The following is a 20,618-nucleotide window of genomic DNA, read 5'->3' as shown; positions in this document are numbered from 1 at the left end:
CCTATTTTCGGGCAATAGCTCCTCTTCGCGCAGGAGTCGCGTTGGCATGTTTTATCTTTCCACACTTGAGGCACTAGCTGGCGCTTCCCTATACGCTCCCGCGTGCATATAACCGATACGATCGCTCATCATCATCGCTTCTTGCTCGCTGTGCGTGACCATCAGGGCCGTTTGTCCTGATAACTTGAGAATGTCGCGCACATCCTGTCCCAGCCGCTGGCGCGTCTCGGCATCCAGGCTGGAAAACGGCTCATCCAGCAGCAGAATGCTGGGTTCCGGTGCCAGCGCGCGTGCCAGTGCGATACGCTGCTGCCGGCCGCCGGACAGCTCATGAGGATAACGTTCTGACAAAGCGCTTAACCCGATGAGCTCAATCAATTCACGCACACGAGACTGTATGACTGAGGTTGGCTGCTTGCGCAAACCAAAAGCGATATTCTTTGCCGCAGTCAGATGAGGAAACAGGGCATATTCCTGAAACACCATGCCGACGTGGCGTTTCTCCGGCGGCAGGTGGATGCCCGGCCCCGCAACGCAAATGTCCGAAACCTGAATACGGCCTGCTCTAAGAGGTTCAAATCCGGCAATGGCGCGTAATACGGTGGTTTTCCCGCTGCCGGACGCCCCCAACAGGCAAGTGAGTTCACCCGCCTGAACCGTTAGCGAAAAGCCATTAAGGACATGATGTTGCTGTTGTCCATGTCCGTAGGCAACATGGATGGCTTCCAGAACCAGTGTGGCGTCAGACATGTCGCGACGATTCTCCTTGATAAGATGCGCTGCTCTGTTGCGGTTCGTTGGGCTTGCGCGATGTGCTGAACTGGCTGTGCGCCAGCAAAATCACCGGTAGCGTTCCTGCCAGCACGATGAGCAAAGCGGCAATGGCCCCTTCTTCGTAAGTGCCGCGTGCGGCTTCGGCATACAGCACGGTTGCCAGCGTTTCGAAATTGACCGGTCGTAGCAGTAACGTTGCGGGTAACTCTTTCATCGCATCCGCAAATACCAGCAAAGCGCTGGTGACCAACGCCGGATGTAATAACGGCAGATGCACGCGAAAAAATGTCCCCGTGGCGTTCTCCCCCAACAGGCGTGAAGCTTGTTCAAGAGCTGGAGACAGGCGCGTCAGGCCCGCATCCGTCGCACCGATGGCGATAGTCTGGAAACGAATCGCGCAGCAGATAACCAATAGAATGCCACTCGAGAGCAGCGGTAACCCCTGGATAATCCAGCAGGCTTGCCAGCCATTTATCCACTGCCAGCCCTGGCGTCAGTAACCCTATTGCCAGTACGGTGCCCGGCACGGCGTACCCCAGAGACGCAACGCGCAGCAGTGAGCGGCGAAAGCCACCGCGTTGCGAACTGATGGCGGAATGGCGTGCGAACCAAGCGACAATCATGCCGGTTATCAACACCGTGAGTGTTACGCCGAGAGCCAGCAGCAGCGAGTTTTGGAGGGACTGCCACAGCCCGTGGGAAAGGGGCGTCTCCTGATGCAGGCGCTTGGCACTCTCCCAGGCGAGAAACAGTGCAGGGGCGATAAAGCCGAGTACTACGGGTAAGGCCGTTAAGGTAAAGACCAGCATCCCTTTTACGCCAGATAAGCGTATTGGCGTTACCGGGCGCTGTGAGCGGCTGCTGCCGTAGCGCTGGCGGCGTCGACCATAATATTCCAGCGTCAGCAGTATCATCACGCCAAACAGCATTAATACGGCAATTTGTGCCGCAGCGGGCAAATCAGAGCGAGTCACCCAAGTGGTATAAATGGCGACCGTTAGCGTGTTGACGCCAAGAAATTCGGATGCACCGATATCATTGAGCGTTTCCAACAGGGCCAGGCTGACACCCTCTGCGAGTCATAAGGGTAGAGCACGATCCCCAACGGGATAATGGCACCTGTCATGGAGCGAATATCAGGCAAGCGAAATTGGCGTGGGCTGTCAATAGCCGAGCGGGGCACGCAGCGCTGTCTGAACTGGGCCGATAGGGTGCAGCAGATCCAGCCAGGCGAAGGCCACGATATAGGTTGGGATGGCCAGTGGTGAAAGCAGCGCCCAACTGAGGATACGCCGCCCCGGGAAATCATGCAGGGTAACTAGCCAGGCACAGCCTGCGCCGATGACGGTCACCAGCAACGCAACGCCCACGAGCAGGATCACCGTGTTGCGCGTCGCGACAGGCAGCACGTACTGAAACAGGTGCGCCCAGTGGCTGAAATTAGTATCGGCCGCCAGCCAGAGCAGAGAAAAGATCGGCATCAGCACGCCGAGTGCAATTGCACAGGTGGTGATGCCGAGTGGAGAAAACGGTACGCGCAGCACATCAAACACGCTGCGCGCCATCAGTGCATCTCGATGCTTATTGATCAAAGCCAACTTTATCGACCAACTGGCTGGCTTGTTTACGGTGTTTCACGATGTCGGTTAAAGGCAGAGAATCGACGTTCAGTTCACCAATGGTGTCACGAATAATCGGGTCCAGCTCAACGCCCTTGCGAACTGGATATTCATAGTTGGCCTTGGCATAGAGTTGCTGGGCCGGTGCCGAAACCAAATATTCCAGCAGTTTTACTGCCTGCGCCTTATTCGGTGCATAACGGCTGACCGCCGCTCCGCTGATATTTACATGAGTACCGCCTTGCTCGAAGGTCGGTTTCACGACTTTGATAGCATCGCCCCATTGGCGAGCATCAGTACCCTCTTTGGCATTCTTCATGTGGCCTACATAATGGGTATTGGCCAGGCCGATATCACAGATGCCGCCAAGAATATCTCGTGCTACATCACGGTCACCGCCGGTGGCTTTTCGTGCCAGATTGGCTTTAACGCCACGCAGCCATTCTTCCGTTTTGGCTTCACCGTGGTGCGCGATCATGGCCGCAATTAAGGCCGTATTGTACGGATGCTGTCCGGCACGGATACACACTTTGCCTTTCCATTGCGGATCGGCCAGCGCTTCATAGGTGAAGCTGTTCAGCGGCAGCGATTTTTCCGCATACAGCACGCGACCGCGCATTGATAAGCTGAACCATTGATCATCGGCACCGCGCAAATTGGCAGGAATGGCGGCTTCCAGCGCTGCCGACTTCACGGGTTGCGTAACGCCTGCTTCGACCAGATCTACCAGATTACCAATATCGACGGTCATCAGCAGGTCCGCCGGGGAGTTTTACCCTTCAGCTTTTACTCTCTCGAGCATGCCATCTTTGATAAAAACCGTATTGACCTTCACGCCACTGTCTTTAGTAAAAGTGTCCAGCAACGGCTGGATAAGGCCCGGCTCGCGCGTGGTATACAACGTTAATGACTCTTCGGCCAGTGCGGGGGCGGCGTAAGCGGCCAGCAGCGCTGAAGCCAGCACCAGACGACGTATACCGCGGCGGGCAGATGAAAGCAGGATAGCCATATCGTTATCTTCTCCAGAGTAAAAACCTTCGCATTGATAGGGAATTATCACGTGGTGAAACATTTTCTAATGGGAATAAAAATATAGATGATAATTAGTCTCGTTTTCAACTCATTAATGCGACAATGCGTGGGAGGATGCGTAGAGTCTTGACGCATGACAAGGCGGGACGGGGTCACTCTTTTTATAATCTCGTCCGTTTCTCTTCCCACTGGTGTGAATTATGTCTTTCCAACTCAATCTGAACTGGCCCGAATTTTTAGCCAATTACTGGCAAAAAAAGCCGGTTGTATTAAAACGCGCGTTCCCTGATTTCGTCGACCCTATCACGCCAGATGAGCTGGCTGGCCTGGCAATGGAACCTGAAGTGGATAGCCGCCTGGTGAGCCATAAAAATGGGCGGTGGCAAGCCAGCAATGGGCCGTTTGAGCATTTTGATGACTTAGGGGAAACCGATTGGTCGTTGCTGGCACAGGCGGTCAACCATTGGCATGCGCCGTCTGCTGAGCTTGTTCGCCCATTTCGCGTACTGCCGGACTGGCGCCTGGACGATCTGATGATCTCTTTCTCTGTGCCGGGTGGCGGCGTTGGGCCGCATATCGATCAGTACGACGTATTTATTATTCAGGGGATGGGGCGTCGTCGCTGGCGCGTGGGCGACAAGCTCCCTTTGAAACAGCATTGCCCGCATCCGGCGCTGCTGCACTGTGAGCCATCTACGCCGATCATTGATGTCGAAATGGAGATTGGCGACATTCTGTATATTCCGCCGGGCTTCCCCCATGACGGTTTTACCTATGAGACAACACTCAATTATTCCGTCGGTTTCCGCGGACCTAATGGCAGGGATTTAATCAGCAGTTTTGCCGACTATGCGCTGGAAAACGATCTTGGCAGTGAGCACTACAGCGATCCGGGTTTAACGGTGCGTGAACATCCTGAGCGCGTTGAAGCGCACGAGCTTGAACGTTTACGCAGCGCTTTATAATCCAGCGGTAGTGCTGAGCTGACGGCACTGACTTAATCTGGGATACTGGTACTTCGAAGAGTAATAATGACGTTTGAACCCTTGCGCGGTCCTGTCAGGCGAGGGTTCTACCAATGAATAACCCGTGCAGAAAGCGGACCCGTCGTGCCACAGACAGGAAGAACAGGCCAGTATTTTGCATGACAGGTAACGGCTGTTTTTCATTAGCGACAAAGGAGCTTTCGATGAAAACTGTGGTTGTTTTTCGACAAAGATTTGGGCATGCTGAGCGATACCCTTCATGAATGTGGTTTTCAGTATCACTATATCGATGCGCCTATAACCTCTTTGGAGACGTTCGATCCTCTGCACGCCGATTTGCTGATTGTGCTGGGTGGCCCGATCAGCGCCAATGATGAAACGGGTTATCCCTTTTTGTGCCGGGAGTTAGAGATTATTCGGCAACGGCTGGCGCAGCAGCGCCCCGTGCTCGGTATCTGCCTGGGGGCGCAATTGATGGCGCGAGCACTCGAAGCGAGCGTAGCACCGATGGGGGGAAAGAGATTGGTTATGGGCCCATTCAACTGACGTCTGTGACGGAAGCTTCTGTGTTGGCTTCGCTATCTGGAGTGCCTGTTTTGCACTGGCACGGCGATCGCTTTGAAGTTTCAGATTCGGCGATACGGCTGGCGGGCAGCACGGTATGTGATAATCAAGCCTTCAGTGTGGGTAAACATGCTCTTGGCCTTCAGTTCCATCCTGAGGTGAGCCAAACCGGACTGGAAGGGTGGCTGGTTGGGCACGCGTGTGAGTTGGAGCTGGCTGGACTTCATCTGGGCGAGCTACGTGAGCAGGCGGCGCAATATTCAGCATCGCTGGCGCTGGCGGCACAACAGGTTATGACTCGCTGGCTGGATCAACTGGACGCCTAGATTTTCCTTTGCCGAACATCTCGCTGGTGAAAAGTTCATCAATGAACAGCCAGCGGGAATCTCATCTTTCCGGGATTCTCTTTTTCACTTCGTTACGCTATCGGTCAATAAAAAAATAACTGTAATAAATTCAGTCGATAGGCTTGAAGCAGTCTCTTATCTTATTTCTTTTTCTCCTTTTTTTCTTTTAGTGGCCCCAGTTTTGCAATTTCATTCTGGCATACCCAGTTGAACTTACTTAATGCTTTTATTCTTGGGAGAGAAATAATGACGCGTAAACTGGCTATTTATGGTAAAGGGGGGATCGGTAAATCGACCACCACGCAAAATACGGCAGCTGCTTTGGCTTATTTCCATGGCAAAAAGGTATTTATTCATGGTTGCGACCCTAAAGCGGATTCGACTCGCCTTATTTTAGGAGGTAAACCTCAGGAAACCTTGATGGATGTATTACGCGATCAAGGTGCAGAGAAAATTACCAATGAGATGGTGGTGAAAACCGGCGTATTTGATATTCGTTGCGTAGAATCTGGCGGCCCGGAGCCGGGCGTTGGTTGTGTGGGGCGCGGCGTTATCACGGCCATTGATCTGATGGAAGATAATAAAGCCTATACCGATGACCTGGATTTTATCTTCTTTGATGTATTAGGCGACGTGGTGTGCGGTGGGTTTGCCATGCCTATCCGTGATGGCAAGGCTCAGGAGGTTTACATTGTTGCCTCCGGTGAAATGATGGCCATTTATGCCGCAAACAATATTTGCAAAGGGTTGGTGAAGTATGCCAAGCAAAGCGGTGTTCGGCTTGGTGGCATTATTTGTAATAGCCGAAATGTTGATGGCGAAAAAGAATTTCTCGAAGAATTTACCACAGCGATAGGAACCAAAATGATCCATTTTGTTCCGCGCGACAACATCGTACAAAAAGCCGAGTTTAATAAAAAAACGGTCACGGAATTTGATGCACAAGCGAATCAGGCGCAAGAATATCGGGAATTAGGGCGCAAGATTATCGAGAATGAGGATTTTGTAATACCGACACCACTGTCTATGGACCAATTAGAAAAAATGGTCGTGAAATATGGGCTGATGGATTAATTCTATTCGCTGCCCGGTTTCTTTTTTCACTGTCGTTATTCTGCCTTGCCCTTATGGGAGAGAAATTATGCCGTACCATGAGTTTGAATGCAGTAAATGCATTCCTGAACGTAAACAACATGCCGTGTTGAAAGGTGAGGGCGAAGATATCACTTCTGCATTGCCGCTGGGATATCTCAACACTATCCCGGGCACGATTTCAGAACGAGGTTGTGCCTACTGTGGAGCCAAGCATGTGATTGGCACACCGATGAAGGATGTTATTCACATCAGTCACGGTCCTGTAGGGTGCACCTATGATACCTGGCAGACCAAGCGTTATATCAGTGATAACGATAACTTCCAACTGAAGTATACCTTCGCTACCGACATGAAAGAAAAACACATCGTGTTTGGCGCGGAGAAGGTGCTGAAAAAGAACATCGTTGAAGCCTTTGATGCGCATCCAACGATTAAACGCATGACTATCTATCAAACCTGCGCCTCTGCGCTGATTGGCGATGATATTGCAGCGATCGCGCAGAAAGTGATGGATGAACGTCCCGATGTCGATATTTTTGTCTGCAACTCACCAGGGTTTGCCGGGCCAAGTCAGTCTGGCGGTCATCACAAGATTAATATCGCCTGGATCAACCAAAAGGTAGGCACGGTTGAACCCACCATTACCAGTGATTATGTCATCAACTATGTGGGTGAATATAACATTCAAGGCGATCAGGAAGTGATGGCGGATTATTTCAAACGCATGGGTATTCAGGTGCTGTCTACCTTTACCGGTAATGGTTCCTATGATGACCTGCGGGCGATGCATAAAGAGCACCTGAATGTTCTGGAGTGCGCGCGTTCAGCGGAATACATCTGTAATGAGTTACGGGTGCGCTACGGCATACCCCGTTTGGATATCGATGGCTCCGGCTTTGGCCCACTCTCTGATTCGCTGCGTAAAATTGGTTTGTTTTTTGGGATTGAAGACCGAGCACAAGCCATTATCGACGAAGAAGTTGCCTGCTGGAAGCCAGAGCTGGATTGGTATAAGGCGCGATTGCAAGGGAAGAAGGTCTACCGGTCTACCTATGGCCCGGAGGTTCCAAGCTGTGGCACTGGGCGCACGTTATCCATGAAGAGATGGGTGTGGAAGCGGTCTCGGTGTATACCAAATTTGGTCATCAGGGCGATATGGAAAAAGGGATTGCACGGTGTGAAGAGGGTGCATTGGCGATTGATGATCCCAATGAACTGGAGTCACTTGAAGCCATGTATACCCTTAAGCCGGATGTGATCTTTACCGGCAAACGGCCTGGCGAAGTGGCGAAAAAAATCCGGGTGCCGTACCTCAATGCCCATGCTTATCACAACGGTCCTTACAAAGGGTTTGAAGGCTGGGTGCGCTTTGCGCGGGATATCTACAACGCAATTTATTCGCCGATTCATCAGCTCTCGATGCTGGATATCAGCGAGCAAGAGATCCCTGCCGATCGCGGTTTTGCTACGGCACGCATGATCTCGGATGCCACGTTGAGTGAAGACATCCGTCAGGATCCGAACTTGCGGGAATATACCGGCGGCTTTGACAGTGTCACCAAATTGCGCCAGCGCGAATATCCCGATTTTTCCCAAGACAAGCCGCAGCGACAGGAGGCGGTATGACCCAGGAACAACAGGTTGAAGCGCTGGTGGATTACATCATGAAACACTGTCTGTGGCAGTTTCATTCCCGCAGTTGGGATCGGGAAAAACAGAACGCAGGTGTGTTAGGTAAAACCCGGCAATTGCTGTGCAGTGAAGACGTGGATCTGTAAACGCCCGCCGATCGCTGCTACTGGGTGGATGCGGTGGTGCTCGCTGATACCTGGCGCAAGCGCTTCGATTGGCTGGTGGGGATGTCCACTGACGCTATTTCCAATCTGATGTACGCGTTACATCAGCGTCTTGATTATTTAACCATTACCGGTTCGTTGAATGCCGAACTGACCGACCAGCGCTATTAATGAGGTTAGCCATGTCCCGTGAACTGAAAGCGAAAGATCGCACGGGGGTGATCAACCCCATTTTTACCTGCCAACCGGTAGGTGCACAGTATGTGAGTATCGGCATCAAGGATTGTATCGGTATTGTGCATGGCGGTCAGGGATGTGTGATGTTTGTCCGTTTGCTTATTTCTCAGCATCTGAAAGAGAGCTTCGAAATTGCCTCATCATCGGTACATGAAGACGGGGCCGTGTTTGGCGCGCTGGATCGCGTAGAGCAAGCGGTCGACGTTTTACTAATGCGTTATCCCCACGTCAAGGTAACCCCGATTATCACCACCTGTTCCACAGAGGTGATTGGTGATGATGTGGATGGCGTGGTATGCAAGCTCAACGATGGGTTGCTGAAAGAGAAATACACCGGTCGAGAAGTGCATCTGATTCCTATCCATACGCCAAGTTTTGTCGGCAGCATGATCAGCGGGTACGACCTGGCGGTACGCGATATCGTCAAGTATTTCGCCCGAAAAGGGGAACCTAACGGCAAGCTCAATTTGATTACTGGCTGGGCGAACCCCGGTGATGTGACGGCATTGAAGCATCTGCTATCGAAGATGGAGATTGATGCCACCGTGCTGTTCGAGATTGAGGATTTCGACTCCCCCTTGATGCCGTCCGGTAATACCGTTTCTCACGGCAATACCACCATCGCCGATTTGACCGACACGGCCAATGCCAGCGCGACGCTTGCGCTCAATCGCTATGGAGGGGGCAAAGCGGCGAATTATCTGGAAGAGACGTTCCAGATCCCGACCATCATTGGCCCGACACCGATTGGTATTCGTAATACGGACACGCTGTTGCATAACCTGAAAACCCTGACGGGGAAACCCATTCCGCCTTCACTGGTGCGGGAGCGCGGGATCGCCTTGGATGCCCTGACAGATCTGGTGCATATGTTTCTTGCCGACAAACGGATGGCGATTTATGGCAACCCCGATTTGGTGATTGGGCTGGCGGAGTTCTGTCTCGATCTGGAAATGAAACCGGTGCTTTTGCTGCTGGGCGATGACAATGCCGGTTATGTCAATGATCCCCGCATTCACGCTCTGCGCGATGGGGTATCGCATGATATGGAGATCATTACCAATGCGGATCTGTGGGAGATGGAGCAGCGTATTACCCAAAACGATCTGCAACTGGATCTGATCCTCGGGCACTCCAAAGGCCGTTTCACCGCGATTGATAACCAGATACCCATGGTCAGAGTCGGTTTTCCCACTTATGACCGAGCGGGCCACTACTGGCATCCTGTCGTGGGGTACGCCGGTGCCATCTGGTTGGAGGAGCAAATGGCAAACAGCCTGTTTACCGACATGGAATACAAAAAGAACAGGGAGTGGTTGCTCAACGTTTGGTAAGTCGGCGGTTTCCATTCTATCGACATGCGATAAGGCACCGGGAATCGGTGCCCTGTTCGGGAGGAAATGATGTCAGGATTGCTGTTTGAAAGCGATGAACAACGATTCACTCGCTGTTATGAACATGCGCGTGGCTATCATCGCCGCGCCATGTTGTTGGCACCACAATCATCGTCCGTCAGTCTGGTATTTAACGTGGCATCGCTGGCGGTGGAGTGCTACCTGATTGCGCTGTGTTCGCTACATAACATCATGCCGATGAATCACAATTACCGTAGCCTGCTGGCCAGTGCCTCGGAGAAAGTGACGTTTACCTCTGCGTTAATGGAGGATATTGCCGCGCTCGATGCACTTTTCGGTATTTGCTCTATTGATGATTACTACCATGGAACGCCGGACGAACAGGATAAAGCACGCATTCTTTCTGTTTGTGAGACATTGGATGCGCTGATTGTGGCGGAGCGAAAACGGTCACCAGTACTTGGCCACTTTCGGGAGAATAGACGATGAATACGCCTGCTAACCTGGCTTTGGCCGATTTTCCCCATAACGAAATGCGGTGAGATGAACGGGAGATCACCGATCCCACATTAATTGATGCCATTTTGCGCGAAGAGCGAGTGATGTACATTGCGCTGGCCAATAATGATGTGCCCTTTCTGGTGCCTGTTTTCTATGTCTGGGATGGCACGGCGATCTATTTTCACTCCGCGCGCAGTGGCAGCAAGATCGAGTTGCTTAAACGTAACAATACCCTTTGTTTTGCTATTTCTCATTATGGTGGCGTGGTAGAGGATGCGCTGGCCTGTAATTTTGAGGCTCGGCATCGCACTGTGATTGGGTTGGGGAAAGCGCAATTCATCAACGATAACCAGGAAAAAATCCCCATATTGCAACGATTAATGGCGGGTTTCACCGATCGGCACTATGCGTTCCCTGAAGCAAATCTGCAAGCAACGTTGGTGATACGCATCGACATCGAATCCATGAAGGGGAAGCAGCATGGTTTTTGATACAGACATGACACCCCCTCTCTACATTGCCGCGTATCTCGACAATCAAGGAATGATAACGGCGTCCGGGCAGCCCGGCGTGGCAACGCTGTTTGTCAAGGCGCGTTCTGGCTGGCAATGCTGTCGTGAAGTCCCTTACCCGTCAACATCGTCAATGTCATTGGCCGCTTTGCGTCAGCAAACATTGACGATGCTTGAGGTGTTACCAGAGTGTCGTCACATTGTGGCTCGGGAGATTCAGGGCGTGTTACTGGCCTGGCTTGATGGGAGAGGGATTACCATGTGGCGATGCAGTGGCAAACCGGTCCCGCTTCTCGATCGTATCGCGGAGCGTATCCATTCTTCCTCGCAAGTGACGCCACTCCATACCGAGACATTTTTTCAGCCGGGCATACAAACCGGGGATTTTCATTTCAATCTGATAGATGCACTGGCAAACAGCGGTGAGGGGCACATCTCGCGGCGGTTATTACAGCCCTTCCTGCAACAAAAGCAATTTCGACGTCTGGAAGTCATTTGCGATCATTTGCCGAAGTGTTTTGCCACGCTTGATGCGCGTGAATTCAGCATTGTGAGTGAGCCACGTGCAGATGGAACGTTTTGTGTCGTGGTGATGCCACAGAATGTCTGAAAACGTTCGTTGAAGTACCAAATCGGACAGGAATGTTCTCAATGGAACATCTTGCGTATTCGCTGAGACTGAGGTGGTTTTTCTCTCCTTGATTATCAATGAATTATAAAAAAGACCGTTTTGCTTGTATTGGCGCTGATTTTGCAGGTTTGTACATGGACTGTGCACAAGAGCCTGCGACTTAGGATACCAATGCTTCTGACCTGCTGTGGTTCACTCTGCTACGTAAGAATGGGCACTTGTCGGGAGAGATATGATGCGCCTGGAAAGAAAAAGTTGTGTAACGGACATGCTGTCACCCTTGAAGACACCGTTGTCTTTCACTTGTAAATTGGGTGAATGCCGTTCAGAACTGATGTCGCTGCTGTCTGAAGTCAGCAAAGTGGTGAGCACCGAGGGGGGATCTTTCCAAAACCCTCAAACTGGTTCTGCAATTGATGCAAAAACACATGCAGGTGATCCGCGCGATGATCACGCTGTACGACACCAGTAGCGATCGCATTTACATCCATGAAAGTTACGGGCTCTCTCCGCAAGAAGTGGAGAAGGGCGTCTATATGCCGGGGGAAGGTATTACCGGACAAGTGATTGAAACGTGCCAACCGGTCATTGTGCCGCATGTGGCAGACGATTCACTATTTCTCAATAAAACCGGCAGTCTCGACAAAACCAGCGACGGTGAGTTTTCATTTATCTGTGTGCCGATCATTCGCAGTTCCAAAGTGATGGGAACCATCGGCATCGAACGGGTTTACAACAATCAGCAACTGCGCTACCTGGATTTGGAAGTGCTGAAAGTGATTGCGGTGATTATCGCGCAGGCCGTTGAATTGCATCTGCTTGAACAAGCGCATCAGAAAGTGTTGCTAGTGGCGTCTTTGCACCAACAAACAACGGATACACTGCGGCCTGCCAATATTATTGGCAATTCGCGGGCCATGCAGTCGGTGTACCGGTTGATTCGCAAGGTCAGCCCAGAGCGTACTACGGTACTGATTCTGGGGGAGAGTGGCGTTGGCAAAGGGCGGGTAGCTGCTGCGATTCACCATAGCAGCCTGTGTGCTACTGGACCTTTTATCACCTTCAATTGTGCATCATTACCGGAAAGCGTGCTGGAAAGTGAGCTGTTTGGGCATGAGAAAGGCGCATTTACCGGTGCAATATCTCGCCGTGCAGGATGTTTTGAAGAAGCGAATGGGGGAACCATTTTTCTTGATGAAGTCGGGGAGTTGTCGCTATCGGCACAGGCCAAGCTGTTACGTGTGATTCAGGAGCGCAGTTTTGAGCGAGTGGGCAGCAATGACACGCTTCATGTCAATGTTCGTATTCTTGCCGCCACACATCGAGATTTGAGTGAAATGGTGAACAAGGGGCTTTTTCGTGAAGACCTTTACTACCGCCTTAATGTGTTTCCGATCACCATCCCGCCTTTGCGTGAACGTGGCAACGATATTCTGATTTTGGCCGATTACTTCAATGCCCTTTTTGCCAGAGACCAGGGCGTGGAAGTGCCTACGATCGCCACGCCAGCGCTGAATATGTTGCTTAACTACGACTGTCCGGGAAACGCGTCCGGGAGTTGGAAAATGTGATAGAACGGGCGGTATTGTTATCAGATGAAGGTGTCATTCACAGCTACCATCTTCCGTTGTCGTTACAGCCGATCTTGGAGCACCTTGCGGCAGAAGAAGGGTTGGAGGCGCGGGTATCCCAGATAGAGTACGATTTAATTGTTGAAGCGCTCTCAATGTTTCAGGGAAATGTCTCCCGGGCGGCGGAACATCTTAATATCACGCGTCGTGCATTAGGACTGCGGCTGGATAAGTATCGCCTCAACTATAAGCATTATCGCAACAGGGCGTGAGCGATGGTTGAGCCGCGCGCCGCATTAGTGGCAGAACAACCCCAAGAGGCAGCAAGACGTCCACCTCGTCGGCTTATTGTGCGTTCGGCAGCAATGCGTCAAGTCATGGCGCGTTTACATCAGTATGCGCCGATGCAAACCCCTATATTATTGCGCGGTGAGCCTGGTACCGACAAAGATGCTATTGCTCGGGCACTCCATGAACACTCACTGCGTAGCCAGGGGCCATTTATCAAACTGGGTTGCCATTATGCGCAGGATGAAGAGGTCCTGTTCCATCTTCTTGGCAATCAACAAGGTATGCCGCAGACGCAGGGCGCGTTGGCACAAGCACGGCAGGGAACCTTGTTCTTCAGTGAGATTGGCCATTTCTCCTTACGCTTACAGCAACTTTTGTTGCAACTCATACAGCAGAAGCCATTTTTTTCGCCCACGGATCGCGTGTTGCACTGTGGTGATGCCCGGCTTATTTGTGCCAGCGAGGCAAATCTGGAGGAAAAAGTTGCCGCAGGAACATTTCTGCCAGAATTGTACTATCGGCTGCATGTTGCCCATATTGTGTTGCCAACGCTGTTGGAGCGACGTGACGACATTGCTGAGCTGGTAGCTGATTTTTTCTGCGTTTTAACCAGCACAGCCATACCCGAATCACCGTGCTACCGGATGCATTGGCTCCGCTTTATCTCTGCCAGTGGCCGGGTAATATTCGTGATTTGGAGAGTTGTCTTGAATATGCTGCATTGCACTGCGAAACGGACGTCATTTGTCAACTCCCCTGTATTCAAGGGCAGTGTCTGCGCAAACAGCTCAATTTACGGATAGATTATTACTCTCTACACCATAAAGATGAGATCCCATTACCTGAACACTGGGATCCCAACACTTCAGCATCTCATGTGACGATTATGCCTGCGGATTCCTTTAGCGGTACGGATATTGACGATCCGATTCGCTACCGTTTTATTGCCGCTTTGGAAAAAAGCGGCTGGCTCAAAGCCAAGGCTGCTCGTCTGCTTAATATCACTCCACGCCAGCTTTATTACGCGTTGCAAAAATTGAATATTGAGGTGAAAAAGTTCTGATGTTGAAAGGGCCGCGAACTCGCGAGTCAGTGCAACTCAACACAACGTCTACTTTTTCAGTCAACAATAAACAGTTTTGCGCCTTTGGGCGCTGTAGAACGATGCGCTTCAGCATTTTCAGCCACCTGGTAACTGACACCTGGCGTTAAGGTAAAGCTTCTTCCGTCATCAAGTTCGGTAATGAGTTCGCCTTCAAGACAAAGAAGAATGTGTCCTTTTTCACACCAGTGATCCGCAATGTATCCTGCAGAGTATTCCACCATTCTTACACGAATATTGTCGAAATGTTGTGTACGCCATAATGCGTGGCCGACGTCGCCGCTGTGCGTTGTCGGTTCAATGAGTGACCAATCGGTGATACCAAACGGAATATTTGCCATGTGCATCTGGATGTTACCTCGGCGCAATTTGCGTGTAAGACCCTCATTGTTAGCAGATATCATTACTCAGCTTCAAGTGGCGTAGCCATTCCCTTTTCTTATCGAATGCGTATCACCGTGTTGTTGTGTGACTGGTCGCGTCCTGATGATCGTCATCCGGGTCTGCAACAACCCGGTTTCGCCCTTGATTTTTTGCTGCATAAAGGGCTGTGTCTGCTTTATGTATCAGACCGCTGGCAATCATATGCAGCGGCCTGTCTTCCGGGGTTGTCAGGCCGTCATTCAGGGTCGCTACACCAATACTGATCGTGAGATAGCCCGTTGCGCTGGCGCTGTGTGGCAATCGCAACGCATGAATGTTTTCCCGCAGGCGCTCGGCAACCGTGACTGCTCCCACTTTGTCCGTGTGCGGTAAAATCACCAGAAACTCTTCGCCGCCATAACGGCTAACGTTATCATCGCTGCGCAACCGAGAGGAAAGCAGCGTTTTTGCCACAGCGCGCAAACAGTCATCCCCCGCCTGATGCCCAAAGGTATCGTTATAGTGTTTAAAAAAATCGATATTGGCAAGGCACACTGAGAGTGGAATGCGTTTCTGGAGCGTGTGTGTAATTTCTTCAATCAGGCATTCGTCCATCTTACGGCCTTACGGCGGTTGAAGAGTCCGGTAAGGTGGTCGTGTTGCGCATATTGTTGCAGCACTTTATTGGCATCAGCGAGCTTTTGTTCCACCTGACGGCGTCGGGTGATATCAACCCAGGTGACGGATAGCCCCACCACATTATCGCTGGCATCCCGCACTGGTACGGGTTGGGTGTAATAGCAGCGATCGAGCTATGTGACTTCACGGCTAGGGATGTCCGAACCGTTGTCGGCCAGTGTGAAATCGGTTTCAAATTGGGACCAACAATCGGGCATTAATGCGGATACATAGAGTTCCGACGTAGGCTCTTCGGTGTGATTCAGTAAGCGCGTCATGGCCTTATTGGACATCACAAGACGGCCAGCGCGATCGATCATACAAAGGGCAACCGGCGTGGTGTCATAAATGGTTTCCAACTGCAAAACCCGCTCACCGAGCGTTGAGATATTGCGATCAACGCCGCGATAACCGCGTAACTCACCGTCGGAGCCAAACAGGGGAATGCCGCTGGTCTCCAATACCACAATACGACCGTCTACGCGTTGATTGCGATTCACCAGGCCAGAGAAAGCTCTTTTCGCCATGACAATTTCACCGAAAGCTTGCCCAACGCGTTCTGCTTCACCCGGTGGCATAAAATCAAACGGCGTTTTGCCGATCACCTCTTGCGGTGTATATCCCAGCAGTTCGGTGACGACTTCAGAAGCCCAGGTATAGCGCCCCTGTGCGTCGACTTCCCACACCCAATCAGAATTGTGATTGAGCAATTCAAAGAGATGGTTTGCATCGACCTCGTGGAAGCCCAATGGTTTTTCTTCATCTATCGGTACGTTCCAAAATGTATGCAGGTAATTGGGTCAATAGAATAAGAATACACGTTACGGCGGGGAGAAAGTATCTGGTATTGATGAAATGGATTTAGAAATATTACAGAGACAACCTTGTCTCTGGGGCAAGTGGACTGCTTTTAGAGGAGGCTCGGTTCGCTCATCGACAATATGATAATGACAATATTGCCGAGTTCCTTTAAAAATAACTCGACGCTCCCCGCTCTCGGGGAGCAGGGCAAATCATTTTTAGCATGATAGGGGATGCATGGACAGTCTCTTTGTATATGGCACTCTGATGCCGGGATGCGAAAATGCGCATCTGCTGGAGTCGATAGGGGGGAACTGGGTGCAAGGCTCAGTGTATGGTTCGCTGCTTGATCAAGGGTGGGGAGCCGGTATGGGGTACCCTGGGATTGTTCTGGATAACACAGGGAACCGCGTTGATGGGTACCTGTTTTGCTCAGAGCGCCTTTCTGAGCATTGGGATGCGCTTGATGAATTCGAAGGTGAAGAGTATGCACGAGTGCCCGTCGAGGTCACCACAAAAGACGGAGAGATTGTCATCTCTTTCATCTACATGGTGGTACCTGAAGCACACTGATGCGGCGGCATTGCTGTAGTCTTATCATGTATGACGGTGAGCTTGCTATAAAAAAAGCGTTTTTTACGTACCCTTGGTCCACCGTCATTATCTTTAATCCTCTCAATATTGACCATGGTCATACCTATTTAACTTTAATTATCTTTATGAAATAAAATATAAAAAAACTATTTGTTCTTATACTTTGATGAAGGCGCCGGGGACGATAAGGTCATCCATTATTATCTCATCAGGAATGCCATTGTCGAGACTTTATACTGCGCCCAACGTTTGGATGCAAAAGAGTTAATCAATGGAAGAGATGAGTCAATACAGTCAGCTCAAGGCCGGTGAGGAATACCCTTTCTCTCAGTACGCTTTATTACTGGCACAGAATAATGAGCAAGAATGCCATCCTCGCATCAGTGACAAGGGAAGTACAGCGGTATGTACGATTCCTGGTAACCAGCGGAGTTTACTAGTCATCGCACCGGCCTCAGTTACTGTGGAATGGGGTGAATTGCATTGTTTATTTCTTGATTTTACGTTACTGGCAAAATTGCAAGTGTTTATCGATAAATCAATGAATAAAGAAAGCACACATTGTCCACGTACGCTGGTGGGGTGCATGCCAACGGCACTCCGCGCTGAGCCTGAGCAAAAGGATATTGAGTATTGGCTGCTTCATCAGGCTTTGCAGGGAACTGATGGCCTGGAGCATTTTTCCAATGTATTAAGACAATCTGAATGGTATGCCCTGGTTGAGTTTCTGTTCGATTCTTATAGAAGTAACTCCGGCCAACGTTTGCAAACACTTTGTGCACGTTATGGGCTCTCCGTTTCTCATTTTCGACGTTTATCGCGGCGTGTATTGGGCAATACGGCAAAATCTGCACTACGTGATTGGCGTCTGGGGCAGGCACTGTTTGAATTGATTAACGGCGATAATAATTTAACGACTATCGCAATGAATCATGGATATGTATCACTTTCTCATTTTTCCAATGAGGTGAAAGAGGTGATTGGTGTTTCGCCAAGGAATTTGAAGAAATTATTGCAAGCGAGTTAAGGCAAGATGAGTACAGTTTTTTCGACAAAAATACGGGCCTCAATAGCCATGTTACTGTTTGTATTAATGCCAATACAGGCATTCGCACAAACAGTAAACGAACATAATGATGCATCTCGCCAGGGAAACGGATATATGGTTCGACAGGAGAGTGTGAATGGCATTTTTGACGCCATCTCTGCTGCAATGAGAATTAAGTAAGCTGGCGGCACGTAAGAAAGTCACAGGTGAGTTTGATTTGAGTCGTCCGCAGGATGTGCTGGTATCGGTATCTGAGCAGCTTGGGCTAATTTGGTACAGTGATGGCCAGGCTATTTATGTCTATGACGCAACGGAAATGCGTAATGCGGTTATCGTTTTACGTAATACTTCTTTCAGTGTTGTTGAAAGCTTTTTGAAGAATTCAGGTTTGCACGATCCCCGTTTTCCTTTGCGTTCGGATAATCGTAATTCTACCTTTTATGTCTCTGGCCCACCAATCTATGTCGATCTGATTACAAGTACGGCAAAATATCTCGATCAAAAAGACGATACTTTCGATAGGCGAGAGAGTATTGCAGTGATTCAATTACACAACACCTTTGTAGAGGATCGCTCATTTAAATACCGTGATGAAAAAATCATTATTCCAGGCATTTCGACGGTGATTAATAAAATTATCAGTACTGGGCCGACTGCGGGGAGAAGCATGCAGGTCGTGCCGCGTAAACCTGTAAAACCTGAATTGGATACCTCCGATCTACCGCAAGATTTGCTCGACAGCTATGCTCATGAAGATGCTATGGCCGCAGCTAATATTGCACAAAATGCAAGTGAAGTGAGTGTTATTGATGAACCAGGAACCAATAGCCTCTTGGTCCGAGGAAGCCCCGAGCAGGTTGAGTATATTTGTAATCTGGCGAAAACATTGGATATCGCCAAGAGACACATTGAACTTTCCGTTTGGATTGTTGATTTACAAAAAGAAGCATTCGATAACCTTGGCGTTCAGTGGAGTGGTAATCTGAATGTGGGAGGAAATCTGGGTATTTCGCTCAACGGTGGTACTAGCACCATTGATGGTGCAAGTTTTATGGTTACAGCATTGGCGCTCAGCGAAAAGAAAAAAGCCAATATTGTTTCTCGCCCCATGCTGCTGACCCAAGAAAATATTCCTGCTATTTTTGACAACAGTCGAACCTTCTACGCTAGCCTGGTGGGGGAACGTACCGCACAGTTAGAAAATGTTACCTACGGTACTTTGGTGAGTGTGCTTCCACGTTTTACAGCGAACGGGGAAATAGAAATGATGCTGAATGTTGAAGATGGTAGCCAGTTCGATACCACGAAAACCAATGAATCAACATTGCCTGAAGTGGGAAGAACCAATATCAGCACCATCGCCCGCGTTCCGAAAGGAAAGAGCTTACTGATTGGCGGATATACGCATGATGAAAGAAGTACCGTTGAAGGCAAAATCCCTTTGTTGGGTGGTATCCCCATGCTGGGGAAAATGTTCCGTTACTCTCGCGACCGAGATTCAAGTATGGTTCGGGTATTCTTGATTCAGCCAAGGGAAATTGATGCACCGTTATCACCGGATGCACATACGATGATTAACGATATACGCAAAGATCTCAGTAACGATCAATTGCAAAACTGGATGACCAATTATTTGGACAGCCCAAAATGGCGATAAGTATCGGACACGGTAATACTCATCTCCAGCTTCTGATGGCTCGACGAGAAAAGCAGAATGTAGAAAAAAGTATTTCTGCTGAACAGAGCAATGTCTCATCGGGCGATGAAATGCAGGATATGGAAGATCTTTCTCCCGCAGCCAGATCGCAGAAGTTGCATCACGCTTCGGATGAAATGTCCGCTGCTGCGGGGCGTTTTCGCCAGCGCAGGGAATATGAAAAGAAATCAAGAGCGATGGAAGAGAGCAGCTTTGATCGAGTGTTAGATGATGATACTCAGCCTAAGGTGGGCAATCTGATTCAAGCCTTGAATGGGAAAGAAGGTGCTGCTATTACGCGTTTATTACAACAGGCGCGCGCATTGTTTCCTGATGAGAGCGATCTGGTGATGGTTTTACGCGAGCTCCTGTATCGACGAAATCTCGATGAAATACGCCGAAAACGTCTCAAAGCGCTGCTGTCCCAGGTTGAAAAAGAAGCGGATCCCAAGCGTCTAAAAGCCGGGATTAATGTTGCGTTAAAAGCACGGTTATTAGGCACAACCCATCAAGATGACTCCCGCATTACTTCGTGAGAGTTATCGAAGCTTTTTAGCCAATGATGATACGGATCTGATGCAGTACCAGACATGGATATCGACCTACGGAGTTGAAAAAAGGGGGATTCTGACCACGTTTATGGAAGATGCCTTATTAGCGGATATCGATGCGGCAGATCCAAGCTGTAGTCACTCGGAGTTTTTTTTCTCCAATCAAGAATAAAGCAAATAAAGCGTATCCGATCGAGTGATATTTTGTTTGTTCAAGGGTTACTCACGAATAGCATCATTCGTAATGTTGATGAGAAAGAAGAAACATGGCTTCTTTTACTCTTCGGTGTGATCGAACACACCGATGATTTGGATACGTTGCTTGCGCAAACTATAGAGCATCACTTACGTTTTGCTGAGCATAAAAACCGAGCGGTAGTTTTACAAATGATCTACTACTATTGCAAAAAATTACTTCATGAGATTTTTTTCAGAGGAAGAAAGAATAAACTTATTGATGTGTTTTGAAGAACG

At 49.9% G+C, this 20,618-nt stretch carries 22 protein-coding genes and 5 pseudogenes; 20 read left to right on the top strand and 7 right to left on the bottom strand.

The annotated features are described in order from the left end of the window. Positions 1–51 precede the first annotated feature (51 nt). From ACMZI0_RS03890 to ACMZI0_RS03880, 3 genes and pseudogenes are all read right to left on the bottom strand, one after another. Positions 52–750 (bottom strand): ABC transporter ATP-binding protein, encoded by a 699-nt coding sequence (locus ACMZI0_RS03890; protein WP_415672014.1) that lies wholly within the window; start codon positions 748–750, stop codon positions 52–54. Beyond that, positions 743–2,339 (bottom strand): annotated as a pseudogene (locus ACMZI0_RS03885) (ABC transporter permease). The gene ACMZI0_RS03890 and the pseudogene ACMZI0_RS03885 overlap by 8 nt, the downstream one beginning before the upstream one ends. A 16-nt stretch (positions 2,340–2,355) precedes the next feature. Beyond that, positions 2,356–3,402, bottom strand: a pseudogene (locus ACMZI0_RS03880) (Fe(3+) ABC transporter substrate-binding protein). A gap of 223 nt (positions 3,403–3,625) precedes the next feature. Between ACMZI0_RS03880 and ACMZI0_RS03875 the strand changes: the two are divergent. From ACMZI0_RS03875 to ACMZI0_RS03805, 15 genes and pseudogenes are all read left to right on the top strand, one after another. After that, positions 3,626–4,387: pseudogene (locus ACMZI0_RS03875) on the top strand (cupin domain-containing protein); the annotation flags it as partial. A gap of 264 nt (positions 4,388–4,651) precedes the next feature. Continuing rightward, positions 4,652–4,957, top strand: coding sequence for a glutamine amidotransferase-related protein (locus ACMZI0_RS03870; protein ID WP_415672013.1), 306 nt, complete (start codon positions 4,652–4,654; stop codon positions 4,955–4,957). Between the two features lie 20 nt (positions 4,958–4,977). After that, positions 4,978–5,301 carry a hypothetical protein gene (locus ACMZI0_RS03865; RefSeq protein ID WP_415672012.1) on the top strand — a complete coding sequence of 108 codons (324 nt, stop codon included), beginning with the start codon at positions 4,978–4,980 and terminating at the stop codon, positions 5,299–5,301. A gap of 267 nt (positions 5,302–5,568) precedes the next feature. Beyond that, positions 5,569–6,396 (top strand): nitrogenase iron protein, encoded by an 828-nt coding sequence (gene nifH, locus ACMZI0_RS03860; RefSeq protein ID WP_415672011.1) that lies wholly within the window; start codon positions 5,569–5,571, stop codon positions 6,394–6,396. Positions 6,397–6,463: 67 nt separating this feature from the next. Continuing rightward, a pseudogene (locus tag ACMZI0_RS03855) lies at positions 6,464–7,420 on the top strand (nitrogenase subunit alpha); the annotation flags it as partial. A 101-nt stretch (positions 7,421–7,521) separates the two neighbouring features. Then, complete coding sequence (locus ACMZI0_RS03850) at positions 7,522–8,043, top strand: nitrogenase component 1 (RefSeq protein ID WP_415672010.1); 522 nt, start codon at positions 7,522–7,524, stop codon at positions 8,041–8,043. Continuing rightward, positions 8,040–8,384, top strand: a pseudogene (anfG, locus tag ACMZI0_RS03845) (Fe-only nitrogenase subunit delta). The gene ACMZI0_RS03850 and the pseudogene anfG overlap by 4 nt, the downstream one beginning before the upstream one ends. An 11-nt stretch (positions 8,385–8,395) precedes the next feature. Beyond that, positions 8,396–9,784 (top strand): Fe-only nitrogenase subunit beta, encoded by a 1,389-nt coding sequence (gene anfK, locus ACMZI0_RS03840; protein WP_415672009.1) that lies wholly within the window; start codon positions 8,396–8,398, stop codon positions 9,782–9,784. A 66-nt stretch (positions 9,785–9,850) separates the two neighbouring features. Further along, entirely contained in the window at positions 9,851–10,294 is a 444-nt protein-coding gene (locus ACMZI0_RS03835) for a hypothetical protein (protein ID WP_415672008.1), read from the top strand. Positions 10,295–10,389: 95 nt separating this feature from the next. After that, positions 10,390–10,797: a pyridoxamine 5'-phosphate oxidase family protein gene (locus ACMZI0_RS03830; RefSeq protein WP_415672007.1), complete on the top strand. Its 408-nt coding sequence runs from the start codon at positions 10,390–10,392 to the stop codon at positions 10,795–10,797. Beyond that, positions 10,787–11,428 (top strand): Fe-only nitrogenase accessory AnfO family protein, encoded by a 642-nt coding sequence (locus ACMZI0_RS03825; RefSeq protein WP_415672006.1) that lies wholly within the window; start codon positions 10,787–10,789, stop codon positions 11,426–11,428. The genes ACMZI0_RS03830 and ACMZI0_RS03825 overlap by 11 nt, the downstream gene beginning before the upstream one ends. A 437-nt stretch (positions 11,429–11,865) precedes the next feature. After that, positions 11,866–13,020, top strand: coding sequence for a sigma 54-interacting transcriptional regulator (locus ACMZI0_RS03820; protein WP_415672005.1), 1,155 nt, complete (start codon positions 11,866–11,868; stop codon positions 13,018–13,020). Further along, positions 13,017–13,292 carry a helix-turn-helix domain-containing protein gene (locus ACMZI0_RS03815; RefSeq protein ID WP_415672053.1) on the top strand — a complete coding sequence of 92 codons (276 nt, stop codon included), beginning with the start codon at positions 13,017–13,019 and terminating at the stop codon, positions 13,290–13,292. The genes ACMZI0_RS03820 and ACMZI0_RS03815 overlap by 4 nt, the downstream gene beginning before the upstream one ends. Before the next feature lie 3 nt (positions 13,293–13,295). After that, positions 13,296–14,114, top strand: a complete 819-nt coding sequence (locus ACMZI0_RS03810) for a sigma 54-interacting transcriptional regulator (RefSeq protein WP_415672004.1) — start codon at positions 13,296–13,298, stop codon at positions 14,112–14,114. Positions 14,115–14,197: 83 nt separating this feature from the next. Next, positions 14,198–14,374, top strand: coding sequence for a helix-turn-helix domain-containing protein (locus ACMZI0_RS03805; protein ID WP_415672003.1), 177 nt, complete (start codon positions 14,198–14,200; stop codon positions 14,372–14,374). Positions 14,375–14,430: 56 nt separating this feature from the next. Here the strand turns inward: ACMZI0_RS03805 and ACMZI0_RS03800 are convergent, their stop codons facing one another. The 4 genes from ACMZI0_RS03800 to ACMZI0_RS03785 form a co-directional block, all read right to left on the bottom strand. Continuing rightward, the gene (locus tag ACMZI0_RS03800; protein WP_415672002.1) at positions 14,431–14,760 is read right to left on the bottom strand and encodes a DHCW motif cupin fold protein; all 330 of its coding nucleotides are present in this window, start codon (positions 14,758–14,760) and stop codon (positions 14,431–14,433) included. Between the two features lie 106 nt (positions 14,761–14,866). Further along, complete coding sequence (locus ACMZI0_RS03795; RefSeq protein WP_415672001.1) at positions 14,867–15,391, bottom strand: GGDEF domain-containing protein; 525 nt, start codon at positions 15,389–15,391, stop codon at positions 14,867–14,869. Then, positions 15,376–15,555, bottom strand: coding sequence for a hypothetical protein (locus tag ACMZI0_RS03790; protein ID WP_415672000.1), 180 nt, complete (start codon positions 15,553–15,555; stop codon positions 15,376–15,378). Before ACMZI0_RS03790 ends, ACMZI0_RS03795 begins: the two co-directional genes overlap by 16 nt. 33 nt (positions 15,556–15,588) lie before the next feature. After that, a complete protein-coding gene (locus tag ACMZI0_RS03785; RefSeq protein ID WP_415671999.1) occupies positions 15,589–16,203 on the bottom strand; it encodes a PAS domain-containing protein in 615 nt (204 codons plus the stop codon). Between the two features lie 289 nt (positions 16,204–16,492). On the opposite strand from ACMZI0_RS03785, the gene ACMZI0_RS03780 reads away from it, so the two are divergent. The 5 genes from ACMZI0_RS03780 (at position 16,493) to ACMZI0_RS03760 (ending at position 20,612) form a co-directional block, all read left to right on the top strand. Further along, positions 16,493–16,828, top strand: a complete 336-nt coding sequence (locus tag ACMZI0_RS03780; RefSeq protein WP_415671998.1) for a gamma-glutamylcyclotransferase family protein — start codon at positions 16,493–16,495, stop codon at positions 16,826–16,828. Positions 16,829–17,120: 292 nt separating this feature from the next. Next, entirely contained in the window at positions 17,121–17,876 is a 756-nt protein-coding gene (locus tag ACMZI0_RS03775) for a helix-turn-helix domain-containing protein (RefSeq protein WP_415671997.1), read from the top strand. A gap of 238 nt (positions 17,877–18,114) precedes the next feature. Continuing rightward, the gene (gene sctC / locus ACMZI0_RS03770; protein ID WP_415671996.1) at positions 18,115–19,554 is read left to right on the top strand and encodes a type III secretion system outer membrane ring subunit SctC; all 1,440 of its coding nucleotides are present in this window, start codon (positions 18,115–18,117) and stop codon (positions 19,552–19,554) included. After that, positions 19,545–20,129 carry an HrpJ domain-containing protein gene (locus tag ACMZI0_RS03765; protein WP_415671995.1) on the top strand — a complete coding sequence of 195 codons (585 nt, stop codon included), beginning with the start codon at positions 19,545–19,547 and terminating at the stop codon, positions 20,127–20,129. Before sctC ends, ACMZI0_RS03765 begins: the two co-directional genes overlap by 10 nt. A gap of 219 nt (positions 20,130–20,348) precedes the next feature. After that, positions 20,349–20,612, top strand: coding sequence for a hypothetical protein (locus ACMZI0_RS03760; protein WP_415671994.1), 264 nt, complete (start codon positions 20,349–20,351; stop codon positions 20,610–20,612). Positions 20,613–20,618: the final 6 nt, after the last annotated feature.

The sequence above is a fragment of the Symbiopectobacterium sp. genome, from assembly GCF_047692315.1.
Lineage (GTDB): Bacteria > Pseudomonadota > Gammaproteobacteria > Enterobacterales > Enterobacteriaceae > Symbiopectobacterium.
This window is presented reverse-complemented; position numbering and strand designations above follow the sequence as displayed.